The sequence below is a fragment of the Gaoshiqia sediminis genome (assembly GCF_025907915.1).
In the GTDB taxonomy this organism is placed as follows: Bacteria; Bacteroidota; Bacteroidia; order Bacteroidales; family Prolixibacteraceae; genus Gaoshiqia; species Gaoshiqia sediminis.
The window spans coordinates 200,473-214,193 of record NZ_JAPAAF010000001.1; the positions used below are offsets into that span (position 1 = coordinate 200,473).

General features: G+C 48.2%; 10 protein-coding genes and 2 tRNA genes. 8 read left to right on the top strand and 4 right to left on the bottom strand.

What is annotated here, in order from left to right; genetic code table 11:
• Positions 1–23 precede the first annotated feature (23 nt).
• The 8 genes from N2K84_RS00855 (at position 24) to N2K84_RS00890 (ending at position 8,009) form a co-directional block, all read left to right on the top strand.
• Entirely contained in the window at positions 24–731 is a 708-nt protein-coding gene (locus N2K84_RS00855) for an NUDIX hydrolase (RefSeq protein WP_282589863.1), read from the top strand.
• Between the two features lie 22 nt (positions 732–753).
• Complete coding sequence (gene araA / locus N2K84_RS00860) at positions 754–2,244, top strand: L-arabinose isomerase (protein ID WP_282589864.1); 1,491 nt, start codon at positions 754–756, stop codon at positions 2,242–2,244.
• 37 nt (positions 2,245–2,281) lie between these two features.
• Positions 2,282–4,012 (top strand): sodium:solute symporter, encoded by a 1,731-nt coding sequence (locus tag N2K84_RS00865; protein ID WP_282589865.1) that lies wholly within the window; start codon positions 2,282–2,284, stop codon positions 4,010–4,012.
• Between the two features lie 181 nt (positions 4,013–4,193).
• Complete coding sequence (gene araD / locus N2K84_RS00870) at positions 4,194–4,877, top strand: L-ribulose-5-phosphate 4-epimerase (RefSeq protein ID WP_282589866.1); 684 nt, start codon at positions 4,194–4,196, stop codon at positions 4,875–4,877.
• 103 nt (positions 4,878–4,980) lie between these two features.
• Positions 4,981–6,657: a ribulokinase gene (locus tag N2K84_RS00875; protein WP_282589867.1), complete on the top strand. Its 1,677-nt coding sequence runs from the start codon at positions 4,981–4,983 to the stop codon at positions 6,655–6,657.
• A gap of 79 nt (positions 6,658–6,736) precedes the next feature.
• On the top strand, positions 6,737–7,645 hold the full coding sequence (locus tag N2K84_RS00880; protein ID WP_282589868.1) for a metallophosphoesterase: 909 nt from the start codon (positions 6,737–6,739) through the stop codon (positions 7,643–7,645).
• 189 nt (positions 7,646–7,834) lie between these two features.
• Positions 7,835–7,908: transfer RNA gene (locus N2K84_RS00885), tRNA-Asp, on the top strand.
• Between the two features lie 27 nt (positions 7,909–7,935).
• A tRNA-Asp gene (locus tag N2K84_RS00890) sits at positions 7,936–8,009 on the top strand.
• Between the two features lie 218 nt (positions 8,010–8,227).
• On the opposite strand, the gene N2K84_RS00895 is transcribed toward N2K84_RS00890, so the two are convergent.
• From N2K84_RS00895 to N2K84_RS00910, 4 genes are all read right to left on the bottom strand, one after another.
• Positions 8,228–9,358 carry a DUF4382 domain-containing protein gene (locus N2K84_RS00895; protein WP_282589869.1) on the bottom strand — a complete coding sequence of 377 codons (1,131 nt, stop codon included), beginning with the start codon at positions 9,356–9,358 and terminating at the stop codon, positions 8,228–8,230.
• The gene (locus N2K84_RS00900) at positions 9,355–10,239 is read right to left on the bottom strand and encodes a FecR family protein (RefSeq protein ID WP_282589870.1); all 885 of its coding nucleotides are present in this window, start codon (positions 10,237–10,239) and stop codon (positions 9,355–9,357) included. The genes N2K84_RS00895 and N2K84_RS00900 overlap by 4 nt, the downstream gene beginning before the upstream one ends.
• A 96-nt stretch (positions 10,240–10,335) precedes the next feature.
• The gene (locus tag N2K84_RS00905; RefSeq protein WP_282589871.1) at positions 10,336–12,894 is read right to left on the bottom strand and encodes a TonB-dependent receptor; all 2,559 of its coding nucleotides are present in this window, start codon (positions 12,892–12,894) and stop codon (positions 10,336–10,338) included.
• Positions 12,881–13,717 carry a FecR family protein gene (locus N2K84_RS00910; RefSeq protein ID WP_282589872.1) on the bottom strand — a complete coding sequence of 279 codons (837 nt, stop codon included), beginning with the start codon at positions 13,715–13,717 and terminating at the stop codon, positions 12,881–12,883. Before N2K84_RS00910 ends, N2K84_RS00905 begins: the two co-directional genes overlap by 14 nt.
• Positions 13,718–13,721 lie beyond the last annotated feature (4 nt).

Below are 13,721 nucleotides of genomic sequence, written 5' to 3' on the forward strand. Positions count from 1 at the left end.
ATACTTTTATAATTTTGAACCGCATGGAAGAGATCAAGAAAAATTTGCAGGAATTGTACGGGCAGCACCCCAGGGTTTATGTTGCCGTTGACTGTGTCATTTTTGGCTACATGGATGGCGAGCTGAAGCTATTATTATACCCTCGGAGTTTTGAGCCGGCCAAGGGGAATTGGTCGTTGCTGGGCGGGTTTGTTCAGGAGAACGAATCAGCCGACCAGGCAGCTGCACGCATCCTGAAACGCACCACGGGCCTGGACCAGATTTACATGGAACAGGTGGCCGCTTTTTCCGAGCCAAACCGGGAGACTACGGCCCGGGTAATCAGTATTGCTTATTACGCGCTGATTCGTCTGGATAAACACGATGAAGAAATCGTGAGCCAGTACGGTGCCGATTGGTTTCCGCTGGAGAAGAGGCCCGATTTGATTTTCGACCACAATGAAATTGTTGAGAAAGCGCTGGCGAAATTGCAGCAAAAGGCAGGTTATCAGTTGGTAGGACCCGAACTGCTGCCCGAAATTTTCACGCTCACTCAACTGCGCCGCTTGTACGAAGCCATTTTTCAGCGCACGCTCGACCCGGGAAACTTTCGCAAAAAGGTGTTGTCGCTCGACTTGTTAACCCGCTTGAATAAAAAAGATTCGACAGAATCGAAAAAGGGCGCTTTTTATTATCGCTATAATAATCAGGAAGCCCGGGAAAAGGAAATCGGGCGGATCATTAAAATATAATAACCTTAAAAAGCATACGGAGATGGAAAAAATGGATTTTAAAAATTTGGAGGTTTGGTTTGTTACCGGGAGCCAGCATTTGTATGGCCCAAAAACATTAAAACAAGTTGATCAGGATTCGGAAACCATTGCCAAGGCACTGGATGCATCATCCGAAATCCCGGTAAAAATCGTCTTTAAGCCGGTGGTAACTACGCCCGACGAAATTTATCAATTGTGTTTGGCTGCCAACAACGCTCCTAACTGTATCGGACTGATCACCTGGATGCATACTTTCTCGCCTGCAAAAATGTGGATTCAGGGCCTGAATGTATTGAGCAAACCGTTTGCCCACCTGCATACGCAGTTTAACCGCGACATCCCATGGAACGATATCGATATGGATTTCATGAACCTGAACCAGTCGGCCCACGGCGACCGCGAGTTTGGTTTCATTTGCACCCGTATGCGCCTGAACCGCAAGGTTGTTGTCGGATTCTGGCAGGATCCGAATGTTCAGAAGAAATTGGGCGCCTGGTCGCGTGCGGCTATCGGTTACCACGAATCGAAATCATTGAAAATTTGCCGTTTTGGTGATAATATGCGCCATGTGGCCGTTACCGAGGGTGATAAAGTGGAGGCTCAGAAAGTACTGGGCTGGCAGGTAAATTACCACGGCGTGGGCGAATTGGTGGCAAGCATGGAAACTATTTCTGAAAAAGAAATTGATGAACTGATGGAAGTTTATGCTACCGAATATCAGCTCGCCGACAAAACAAACGAAAACGTTCGGTACCAGGCCAAAATTGAGCTGGGGATGAAGAAGTTCCTCGACAAGAACGGCTACAAAGCATTCACGACCAACTTTGAAGACCTGACCGGTTTGAAACAGCTTCCCGGCCTGGCAAGCCAGCACCTGATGGCGCAAGGCTACGGTTTTGGCGCCGAAGGCGACTGGAAACAATCTGCACTGGTACGCATCATGAAAGTCATGGGTGCCGGGTTGACAGGCGGTTGCTCATTCATGGAAGATTATACCTATCACATGGATCCGGCCCAACCTGCCGTGTTGAGCGCCCACATGCTTGAGATTTGTCCTTCAATTGCCGAAGGAAAAGCGTCGATAGAAGTACACCCGCTGGGAATTGGTGGTAAAGATGCACCTGCCCGTTTGGTATTCAATGTCCCCGAAGGCGATGGCATCAATGCTACGTTGGTTGACATGGGCGGACGTATGCGCATGATCCTCAATCCGGTGAAATCGATCAAGGCCCAACCGCTTCCTAAATTGCCGGTTGCCCGCGCCCTTTGGATCCCGATGCCAAACCTGGAAATTGGTGCCGCTGCCTGGATTTACGCCGGTGGAGCCCACCATACCAGTTTCTCAATGGCCCTGAACCGCGAAAGCCTGGAAGATTTCGCCGAAATGGTGAACTTGGAATTGGTGGTGATTGATGAAAATACAACCATCCCCGAATTCAAGAAAGAACTGAGATGGAATGATTTGTATTACCACCTTTCAAAAGGTTTATAAAGCACTTGACGAATAAACAAACTAAAACTGTAACTAAATGGCTTCATTAGACTGGATTGTTATTGGAATCTTCGGACTGGCATTGATCGCGATCATTGTCTGGGTGTTTAAGCAGAAAGAAGAAACCTCGGGCGACTACTTCCTGGCCGGGCGCGATGCCTCCTGGATTGCAATTGGCGCTTCTATCTTTGCATCAAATATCGGATCGGAACACCTGATCGGTTTGGCCGGTGCGGGTGCTTCGAGCGGGATGGCCATGGCCCACTGGGAAATTCAGGGATGGATGATCCTGATCTTGGGCTGGGTGTTTGTGCCCTTCTACTCGCGAAGCATGGTGTCAACCATGCCCGAATTCCTGGAAAAACGATATAATAAAGAATCGAGAACCATTCTTTCTCTTATATCGCTGATCAGTTACGTGTTAACGAAAGTTGCTGTTACTGTTTATGCCGGTGGTTTGGTTTTTCAGCAGGTTTTCGGTATCGAAACCATGTGGGGAATTGATTTCTTCTGGATCTCCGCTATTGGCCTAGTATTATTGACAGCGATTTACACCGTTATTGGTGGTATGAAATCGGTGCTTTACACATCGGTTTTACAAACTCCAATTCTCTTGTTGGGATCAATTATTATTGTTGTGCTGGGATTGAAAGCTGTTGGTGGTTGGGACGAAATGTTACGTATCACCAGCGCTGTACCAGTGAACGACTATGGTGATACCATGACAAACCTGATACGCAGTAACCGTGACTCCGACTTCCCCTGGCTGGGTGTATTTATTGGCTCCGCAGTAATTGGTTTCTGGTACTGGTGTACCGACCAGTTTATTGTTCAGCGTGTACTTTCCGGTAAAAACGAAAAAGAGTCGCGCCGTGGTACTATTTTCGGCGCCTACCTGAAACTCACACCTGTATTTCTGTTTATGATTCCGGGGATGATTGCTTTTGCACTTCACCAAAAAGGACTGGAGTCTGGCGGCTTTTTGCCCCTGTTGGAAAACGGACAGCCAAATGCTGATGCAGCTTTCCCAACCTTGGTGGCCAAATTGCTTCCTGCAGGCGTAAAAGGTCTGGTGGTTTGCGGTATCCTGGCGGCTCTGATGAGTTCATTGGCCTCTTTGTTTAACTCATCTGCTATGTTGTTCACCATCGACTTCTACAAAAAGTACAAGCCCAGTACCAGCGAAGCAAAATTACTCCGTGTTGGACGTATAGCTACTGTTGTTGTGGTTATCCTTGGTATTTTGTGGATTCCGATTATGCGCAGTATCGGTGATGTGCTTTACACCTATTTGCAGGATGTTCAATCCGTTTTGGCGCCGGGTATTGCGGCTGCCTTCCTGTTGGGTATTCTTTCCAGCAAGCCTACGCCCAAAGGTGGTATGTGGGGGATGATCGCCGGTTTCATTATCGGTATTATGCGATTGGGGGCCAAAGTCCTTTACTCAACTCTTGCCGGTAATGCCGGATATGCTGATGTGAAACTCTGGGCTGCCGAAAATGGCGTGAATAACTTCTTCTATGTCTTGTTCTACGACGTAAACTGGTTGTTCTTCAGTGGTGGTATGCTGATCTTCAGTATTATTGTTGTAATGGTTGTGAGTATGTTCACCAAACCGGCCCCTGCTGCCCAAATCGAAGGGCTAACTTATTCCTCGGCAACGGCTGCCCAAAAAGCGGCCACACGTGCCAGTTGGAACAAGTGGGACCTTATGCACACAGCCATTATTATTGGCCTCACGGTTGTCTTCTACATTTACTTTTGGTAACCGTTGTATTAGAGAAATCATGAGTAACTTTTAAAATAAGAGAGGAACCCGGTGCTTCGTAAGAATGGCCGGTTCCTTTCTTCTCCTGTGGCACAACACTGCTTCTGAGGAAGGTGCTGGTGCTGTGAGTGTCAAGTAAACCGGTTGTTTGTGCCGGACTAATTCAGTAAAAAGAAGAAACATGTTAGAAGAATTAAAAGAACAGGTATGCCGCGCCAATTTGGAATTGGTGGAGCATGGACTGGTTATCTTTACCTGGGGAAACGTGAGTGGCATCGATCGCAGTAAAGGCTTGGTTGTTATTAAACCCAGCGGCGTTTCGTACGATGGGATGAAACCGGATGATATGGTTGTGCTGGACCTGGATGGCAATATGGTGGAAGGAAAATACAAACCTTCGTCGGATACGGCAACTCATTTGGTGCTGTACAAAAATTTCAAAAATATTGGTGGCATTGTGCATACCCACTCCGAGTGGGCAACTACCTGGGCACAAGCCGGTCGTTCTATTCCGGCAGTGGGAACCACGCATGCCGATTATTTTTACGGCGAGATTCCCTGCACCCGGAAAATGACCGACGAGGAGATCAAAGGTGCCTATGAACTGGAAACCGGAAATGTGATTGTGGAATGTTTCAAAAATCTGAACCCCGATTATGTACCGGGTGTATTGGTGAACAATCATGCGCCTTTCTCGTGGGGAACAGATGCGCACAATGCTGTGCATAATGCTGTTGTGTTGGAAGAAGTGGCTAAAATGACCTTCCGCTCACTTCACCTGAACCCCAATACAGAAATGTCGCAAACCTTGCTCGACAAGCATTTCCTGCGCAAGCACGGAAAAGATGCCTATTACGGACAGTAAGTAAAAGAACCTGTTATTTGCGCTATCGCTTCTTTCACAGATTGGTAGAAGGCAGAAAGCGGCAACAATTATTTCTGAACTTAAATCAAAAAAATAATTAGAAATGGCTCAAGCAAAATATACGATCGGATTGGACTATGGCTCGGATTCCGTGCGCTCACTGATTGTGAATGTGGAAACCGGCGAAGAAGTGGCCAGTGTGGTGTTCGAATACCCGCGCTGGAAAAAAGGAATGTATTGCGAACCGGCCCAAAACCAATTTCGCCAGCACCCGCTGGATTATTTGGAAGGACTGGAATACACCATCGTTGAAGCCCTGAAACAGGCTCCTGCCGGCGTGGCAGAAAATGTAGTCGGCATTTCGGTCGATACGACCGGATCAACGCCGGTAGCCGTTGATGAAAAAGGTACGCCGCTGGCGTTAACTCCTGGTTTCGAGGAAAACCCCAATGCCATGTTTGTGCTTTGGAAAGATCACACAGCTGTAAAAGAAGCTGATGAAATTAATGAATTGGCCGGCAAATGGAACATCGATTTCACCAAATTTGAAGGCGGTATTTACTCGTCGGAATGGTTCTGGGCGAAACTGCTGCACGTGTCGCGCGAAGATGCCGGTGTGCTGCGGGCTGCCCACTCCTGGGTTGAACATTGCGACTGGATTCCGGCTGTATTGACTGGCACCACTCGTCCGCAAATTCTGAAACGCAGCCGTTGCGCTGCCGGCCACAAAGCGATGTGGCACGAAGCTTTTGGCGGCCTTCCTTCCGAAGAGTTCCTGACGGCGCTCGACCCGTTGCTGAGTGGCCTGCGCGATCGTTTGTTTAAAGAAACGTATACCTGCGATGTGGCTGTTGGTCACCTGACCAAAGAATGGGCCGAAAAATTAGGCCTTTCGCAGGATGTGGTGGTTGGCGTTGGCGCGTTCGATGCTCACCTCGGCGCTGTGGGAGCACAAATCGAACCTTATTATTTGAGCAAAGTGATGGGTACATCTACTTGCGACATGCTGGTGGCCCCCATGGAAGAAGTGGGCGATAAGCTGGTGGCTGGTATTTGCGGGCAGGTGGATGGATCAATAGTTCCCGGTATGCTTGGCATGGAAGCTGGTCAGTCGGCTTTCGGTGATATTTATGCTTGGTTTAAACGGGTGTTGATGTGGCCTGCCGAACAAATTCTGGCAAAAACCGCTATCGTTGATGAAGCCAAACGGCAGCAACTGTTGGATGAAATTTCTGACAATATGATTGCCGAGTTGTCGAAAGCGGCAGCCGAACTTCCCATTAACGAAACTGGTGTGCTGGCCATCGATTGGATGAATGGACGACGTACCCCCGATGCCAACCAGAACCTGAAAGGGGCCATCGCCGGGCTGAGCCTTGGAACGGATGCTCCGCGTATTTTCCGCGCCTTAGTTGAAGCGACGGCTTTTGGCTCCAAAGCTATTGTTGACCGCTTTATCCAGGAAGGTGTGCGCATTGATGGCGTGATTGCCCTGGGGGGTGTGGCTAAAAAGTCGCCGCTGGTGATGCAAATTGTTTGTGATGTGCTGAATATGCCCATTAAAGTGGCCCGCTCGGAACAAGCATGTGCGTTGGGTTCGGCTATGGCCGCAGCCGTGGTTGCCGGTGTGTATGCCACCACCACGGAGGCACAGCAAAAAATGGGTGGCGGGTTCGAAACCGAGTATCACCCGATTCCGGAGAATGTTGAGAAGTACAAAGTGATCTACGATCGCTATTTCAAACTGGGTAAGTTCATTGAAAATGAATTAACCAAATAATCTCAGTCATTGATTGCTTTTTGAAAGTCAATTCTCATAAAAAAATAATAAATTGCCCGGATAAAACCGGGCTTTTTTTATGTATGATATTATAGGTGATATACATGGACAGGCTGACATGCTGAAAGCGTTGCTGGAAGAAATGGGGTATTCCCTGGCCGACAATGTTTATTCCCATCCAACCCGAAAGGCCGTGTTTGTTGGCGATTTCATCAATCGTGGCCCTAAAATCAGAGAAACCATCCGCATCATCCGTGCCATGGTCGAGAAGGGACATGCCCTGGCCATTTTAGGAAATCATGAAATAAACGCAATCTACTACAGTTTGCTCGATAAGGAGGGTCAGCACCTGAGCAAACGCTGGAGCCGCCTGCGCATGGACCTCAACCCAACCTTGAGCGAGTTTGTTGGAGATATGGATGAATGGAAAAGCCACATTAAATGGATGCGGACGCTACCCATGTATTTGGAACTGGATGGCATTCGTGTGGTGCATGCCTGCTGGCAGGACGAAAATATCCGTCTTTTAAAGGAAAACCTGCCGCCTCAAAAGCTCAGAAAATCCTTTCTGAAGAAAATCGGGAAAAACGGTTCTCCTGTGTCGAAGGCGTTCTGGGAAACTTGTAAAGGAATTGATTTTCAGCTTCCCAAAGACTTGCTGGTGTTTGATCGTGATGGAAGGGCGCACCGGTCATTTCGCTCAAGATGGTGGCTCGATCCCTGGGGGATGACCTTTAAAGAGCTTTCCTTCGAAAGTCGCTTTGACTTGCCATTTTATACCATTCCCGAAGAAATCGTCGAATCGCGGAAACCATATCCCGCCAAGGCTCCGATTGTTTTCTTTGGACATTATTGCATGAAAAACGGGAATAATTTTCTTGCACCCAACCTTTGTTGCCTGGATTCGTGTGTGAGCCGGAAAGGCTCGCTGACAGCTTACCGGTGGCATGGAGAGAAGAAATTAGTGGCTGAACACCTGATAAAATAAGGGAATTTGTTTTCGTGTTGAGAATAAGAAGGTTATTGAAGGAGCCTATTTTTGTTCGCAATTTTTTAGTTTTCGCTATTGCAGGAAAAAAAAGAAAGTATATATTTGCAAAGCCTTTTGAGAAACGGATTTCAGAAGGTTCGTTCTTTAAAAAAAGTACGCCAATTATCATTTAAAACAACATTTTTTGGTGCGGTAGTTCAGTTGGTTAGAATATCGGCCTGTCACGCCGAGGGTCGCGGGTTCGAGTCCCGTCCGCACCGCTGAAAATGATATTGGAAGTACTATCCGGTGCGGTAGTTCAGTTGGTTAGAATATCGGCCTGTCACGCCGAGGGTCGCGGGTTCGAGTCCCGTCCGCACCGCAAAAAGCTGCTCTTTGGGCAGCTTTTTTGTTTTTCAGAATTTACTGTTTTCTGATTTGGTCAACAGGTGTCGCACCGAACTGATCATTCAAAAAAAAACAGGCATCCGCTGATACCTGTTTTTACCATGTTTGTCTATCTATCAAGCTCCGTCGGGTGGAGGTCACCCTTGGCTGGTGCTTCTCTTTCAACCACAAGACGGTTGATGTCAATTCTTTTTATTCACCGGCTGCAGCCACCAATGCAATATTTACGGTCGTTGTGTCCTTTGCGGTTACTGCAACGCCAGCTTGCACAAACGGGGTGTATCCTTCGGCCTGGCATTTTACAATGTAGGTCGCCGGCGCCAGTCCTTCTACCAAATAGCTTCCGTTTTCAGCCGATACGGCAGTTGCCAGCGGAGTGGTGGCAGGTTCTTCTCCTTCTGCAGGAGTGGCAAACACGCTCACTGTGATGTCTTTCAACAGTGTTTCGCCGGTGCTGACTACGCCACCAATATTTCCCGGGAAGATGAAGGAAATATTCACCGTTGTTCCCAGACCTACAGATACAGCAGCTTCCTGTTCAAATTTTTCAAATCCGGCAATTTCACAATTCACCTTGTATGTGCCGGCCGGCAGTCCCATCACCTTGTAAAAACCTTCTTCACCGGTCTTGGCAGTCAGGGTATCATCTCCATGAATGATGTTCACCAGGCTGTCAACTAACGCTTCGCCATCAGCCATCACCTGACCTTCGATCCACCCGGTATTGTCGGTAACCGAAGCACGGATAACCGGTTTAAAAATAAAACCTTTGATTCCGGCAGGGGTATTTGCATTGCCCTGCATTACAAAAGAACGGCTGACATCGAAGTCGATCAAAACAGTGGCAAAACCACCGAAAGTGACGTTCAGGTCGCCTTCAATTTTAATTTTTAATCCGCTGCTCGAACCGCTTGGTATCTTCAAATCCATGAGGGTGCCATCAGTTAGTTTAATGTTGGCGTTGACCACATGGAGCCTGATTTCGTCATAGCTCCCGGCTTCGAGTTCCATTTTTCCCAATCCGGCGGTCACCCCATTTTGCAGATCGAGTAGGTTGAAGGTGGTCTCGCCTTCCAGGTCGAAGCCGGTAAACGGCGATCCGTCGTCTTCACCATCACCCACGCGCCGTATTTCAACGCGGTCGATGGTCACGTTGGCTTCCTCCACCCACTCGAACGGGAAGGGGGCATCGGTTAGTAAAAAGCGGACAGTCGTTTTTCCATCGTTTTGTGAGTTGGCTTCGTCATTGTTGCAGGCTGTAAAGGCCAGGGCTAGCAGGCCCAGGAATAGCATGGAAATTGTTTTCATTTTTGCTTTCATCATCTTCCTCTTTTTTCATGAATAATTATTACTTCGTCGGTTTGGAAAGAGTAGGTAAGATCAAGTGAACGACAAATGATTTGTACGGCGGTTTTTACATCCGGGGTTTCCAGTTTGCCTGTGAAATGCTTCGGTTGCGTTGTTTTAATCAGGATGTCGATCTGAAAAAAATCTTCCAGCGAATTCGTCACGGTTGAAAGCTCGTCATGCGAAAAAGATTTTCGAAACCAAGCTGTTTCCGGATAATCCATGGATTCGGAAGTTTCCGAAACCTTTCCGTTGTAATCAAGTCTCAGCGAATGGCCGGCATTTACGATCAACTGTTGTTCCTGGCTGGTCAGCAGTACTTTTCCCTCGTAGCAATTTACCAGCAGGTCGCGATCGGTTTCGGCCACCTGAAACCTCGTTCCCAGGACACTTACGTCCCCTCTTCTTGTTTTAACAATGAACTTTTTCCCTTTTTGAACCTCGAAGTAGGCCGAGCCCTGAAGCTTGATTTCCCGTTTCCACCAATAGGCAGGATAACGGACGGTGCTGTTTGCGTTAATCACAACACGCGAATGGTCAGGGAGCCTGAATGCGTTAGCTTGCAGTGTTTTATTTTCAATGATTTCTCCTGAAAAGAAAAAATGAAGAAGGAAAATCAGGACCAGGAAAGCAGCGGTTGAAATTGCGATTCGATAAACAGGACTTAGTAATATTGCTTTTGCCCCGGAACGATTGTAGCTTCCTTCTTCAATTTTTTTCAGAATATCATGAAATACAACCTCTTTGTCAGTAAGCTCAGTAACCCGGTACGACCGGATCACTTTTTCAACCTTGTCTTCTATCCGAAAGATAGCCAGCATGGTTGACAGCAGACTGATTTTACAGGTTGTGAACATTTCATATAACAGTTTTTACGCCTTATATATCCTTTGCTCCGGAAATACCCTACCCGAAAAATTGATTTTTTTCAAGAAATATTGAAACTAATTGTTTTAGAGCGTTTTAATGTTGATGAAAAAAACGGGTGTGAATTTCATGGCGGTGACATCGGTGCGCAAGGAATAGGTACCGGTGGCATCGGAAATGTTGAGATAATCCACTTCCACCACATTTTGCCGGTTGAACAGGTTGAGCAAGGAAAGCCCGGCGCTGACGGAGAGGTATTTGCCCGTGAAACGTCTCATCACCGAGAAGTCGGTTTGGGCAAAGTAAGGCAGGCGACTAAATTCGGTGTTTCCGGATTCGGAGGACTGCAACAGATACGGACTTCCCGAGCGGAAGGTGAGGTTGGTTGCCAACACCCAGCCCCGGTGCCGGAACATTTCCGTCCAACGCAGACGTAGTCGTTGGTCATCAAAAGAAGGATAGCTTTCGCTGTTGTTGAAGCCGTTGAACTGTTCGGTGGTTTTCGAAACCGAAGTGGCCAGCATGTGGGTCAGTAAACCTTGTTTGTAATGCAGCATCGCATCCAACCCGATGCTTTCCGACTGGCCTTGGTGGGAAACGTACGTCATGGTTTTTTCTTTTTTGCCGCTCATTTCGGTATACAGGTTTACTTTACCTGTTGTCTTTTTATAATACGCTTCCAGGTTGATGGCCAGTCCGTTTTTTTCGAAGCTGACACCTGCCACATGCTGGATGGCTTTTAGCGTTCCCAGCCCGGTAGAGTCGGGCAGGTACCACACCAGGTCGCTGTTGCCGCTGCTGTCAATTTTTCGGATGCGGGATAAAAACTGATTGTAAACGCCACCGGAATAGAAAAGCTGAATCCCCTCCCGAAGGTCCATGTAAATGCCTGCGCGTGGCTGAAGGTAAAGTTTTCCGGTAGTGCTTTCGTGATTGCCCCGGATGCCTGCCCGTAGTTGTAGCTGATTCGTCAACTGAATTTTTTCCTGCCAGTAACCGTGCAAAATGGTTGCGTGAGTGTTATTATTGATCGAATCGATTTGAATGTTGCCGACCGTCCGCTCGGCCCGGTAGTCGTACGAAACCTGGTCGTTGTGCAGGCCGAAGCCAGCTTGATGGGTGAACGTTCCGGTTTTTAGTTCGCCCGACCAGCTTGCCATAAGTTCTTCCAGGTAATTGTTGTCGGAGTCAAGTTCTTCCTTGCCTCCTTTTCCCTGACTGTTGGGGCCCATGCCCGCATACGACCAGGCAGATCGCTTCAGCTCATTGTGGCCCACATTCAGGTGATGGTGCCAGTTGCCGGATTGATACCTCCAGTTGCCGCTGATACCCCGGTTTTTGCTGTCACTTTCTTCTTCCCTGAAAAAGCGGGAGGTTTCTTTAAACTGAAAGTCCCGGTTTTGCAGGTCGTTGCTTTCCAGGAAGTTGACCGATATTTCCTGCTTCTCGTCTGGTTTAGCGGTGATTTTAAGGTTCAAATCATCAAACACAACAGACGGCTCCACTGTGGCGCCATCTTCGGCATCGTTGCTTTGCTGTCTGAGTATCTGTTCGTACAAATAATTCTCCCATTGGTCGATGTACGATTTTCGGTAGGCGCCGCTCACCGAGATCTTCCGGCCGATCGGGACGTGGGCTGCCGCACTCACATTGAGCAGGTTGGCCGAAAGGTCAAGGCCGGGTTTCAGGTAGCTGCTCCTCCCGGTCAGCTCCACAATACCGGAGGTGCGTTCGCCGTAGGTGGCATCAAAAGCCCCGCGCGACACAAAAGCCTGGGTGATAAACTTGGCATTCAGCACACTCAGGTTTCCGAATAAATGGCTGGTTTCCAGCACGGGGATGCCATCCAGCAAAACCAGGTTCTCAGAAGGCGAACTGCCCCGGATGGAAATACCCGAGCTTTGCCCGCCCAAAAAATTGACCCCCGGAATCAGGCTGAGGGCGGTGATCAGGTCGCTGTCGTCAACCCGCGGCAGATGTGCCGATTGCCTGGGGTTGAAGGCTAGCTTTCCGGATTTGTCGCCCATCTCAACCACGTCTTTTTCCTGTTGGTAAACATGGATGGCTTCGAGATGGACGGAGAAAGGGACGAGCTGGATGGTATGGAATGCCGTTTCGCTGAGGCCGATGACCGTGTCCAGTCGGTGATAGCCCAAGTGGCTTATGCTGAGAGTGATCTGTTCTTCTTTCTCTGTTTTTTCGTTGAAAATTCCCAGTTCATTAGTCGTGGTCCCTTTATTTTCGCCTAAACCAATGTTGCAGAACAAAAGCGGTTCGCCCGATTCCTGGTCAATTACCTGCCCGCGCAACTGCACATATTCGGGCGGAGGGACAGGAATCGGCGCAGGATTGGCATAAATCACCCAAGTAGTACCGATTTTTTCGTACAACAAGTGATACTTCCTGCAAAGTTCGTCCAGGAAGTTGGTGAGCGAAACTTCACGGAAAATAAAGGTGGCTTCAATTTTTGAAAAATAATCGGCATCAAAAGCAAGCGAAACATCACAGGTGGCCGAAACTTGTTCCAGTACTTCACTCAACGGCTGTTTTCGGGCTTCGGCAGAAATGGGTTTATCCTGTGCCAGTCCGGTTTGCACAATTGCTAGAAGAAAAATGAGAATTATATGTGCCTTACTGTTTTTCAAAGATAATGAGTTGATGGTTTTCGATTTTATAGTCAATGTTCATGGCACGCGAAATAATGCGCAAGGTTTGGTGGCAGTCGGTAAGCGGAAGGCTGCCGGTAAACCGTTGCTGCAACAAAGTCTCGGGGGCAAGCAACTGGTAGCCTTCCCGCTGACTGATTAACATCAGAACTTCTTTTAACGGGCGGCTGGTCCAATGGTAGGTATTGTCGGGCAAGACCGATATTTCGTCTGCATTGAACGAAAACGGGCCGTCGGTATTGTGGGCATCAAATGTGAGCGATTGTCCTTTTTCCAGAATGAATTCGGACTGGTGGATTTCCACTTTCACAGAACCTTCAAAGCAATCTACCCGGCCCGACTCGCTGTTGTAGGCCTGAATGTTGAATTTGGTTCCAAGTACTTTGAGTTGGCCGCCTGGAAAACGAACCGTAAATGTCCGGCCTTTTCTGACATCGAAAAAGGCCTCTCCCCGGAGCCGCAGCGCTCTGTTGCCACTGATCGTCCGGTATTTGTATGATAGTTTCGAACGGGCTTTGAGCCTTACCAGGCTGCTGTCGGGCAACCATACTTGTTGTTGGGCAAGCTGGGTGTTTTGTACCTGTGGGGCAAAAAATCCTGATTCGAAAGCGATTAAAAATGCCAATAATAAAGCAGCCGCGGCAGCCGTTGACCAAATCAGTTTTTTTATTTTCGATGTGTTGGGCTTCGGCGTTCTGTTCAGCTTTTGTTGCAGCCGCCCCCAGGCTTCTTCCCGGCTTACATCTGCGGGGACTTTAAAACCCGAAACATGCTGATCGATATCTAATTGCTGTTGTTTCATGGTC

What these genes read in the sequence shown, in the direction of transcription:
- araA (WP_282589864.1), top strand. Translation starts at nt 754, where the DNA reads ATGGAAAAAATGGATTTTAAAAATTTGGAGGTTTGGTTTGTTACCGGG.
- N2K84_RS00895 (WP_282589869.1), bottom strand. Translation starts at nt 9,358, where the DNA reads ATGATGAAAGCAAAAATGAAAACAATTTCCATGCTATTCCTGGGCCTG.
- N2K84_RS00910 (WP_282589872.1), bottom strand. Translation starts at nt 13,717, where the DNA reads ATGAAACAACAGCAATTAGATATCGATCAGCATGTTTCGGGTTTTAAA.
- araD (WP_282589866.1), top strand. Translation starts at nt 4,194, where the DNA reads ATGTTAGAAGAATTAAAAGAACAGGTATGCCGCGCCAATTTGGAATTG.
- N2K84_RS00855 (WP_282589863.1), top strand. Translation starts at nt 24, where the DNA reads ATGGAAGAGATCAAGAAAAATTTGCAGGAATTGTACGGGCAGCACCCC.
- N2K84_RS00865 (WP_282589865.1), top strand. Translation starts at nt 2,282, where the DNA reads ATGGCTTCATTAGACTGGATTGTTATTGGAATCTTCGGACTGGCATTG.
- N2K84_RS00875 (WP_282589867.1), top strand. Translation starts at nt 4,981, where the DNA reads ATGGCTCAAGCAAAATATACGATCGGATTGGACTATGGCTCGGATTCC.
- N2K84_RS00880 (WP_282589868.1), top strand. Translation starts at nt 6,737, where the DNA reads ATGTATGATATTATAGGTGATATACATGGACAGGCTGACATGCTGAAA.
- N2K84_RS00900 (WP_282589870.1), bottom strand. Translation starts at nt 10,239, where the DNA reads ATGTTCACAACCTGTAAAATCAGTCTGCTGTCAACCATGCTGGCTATC.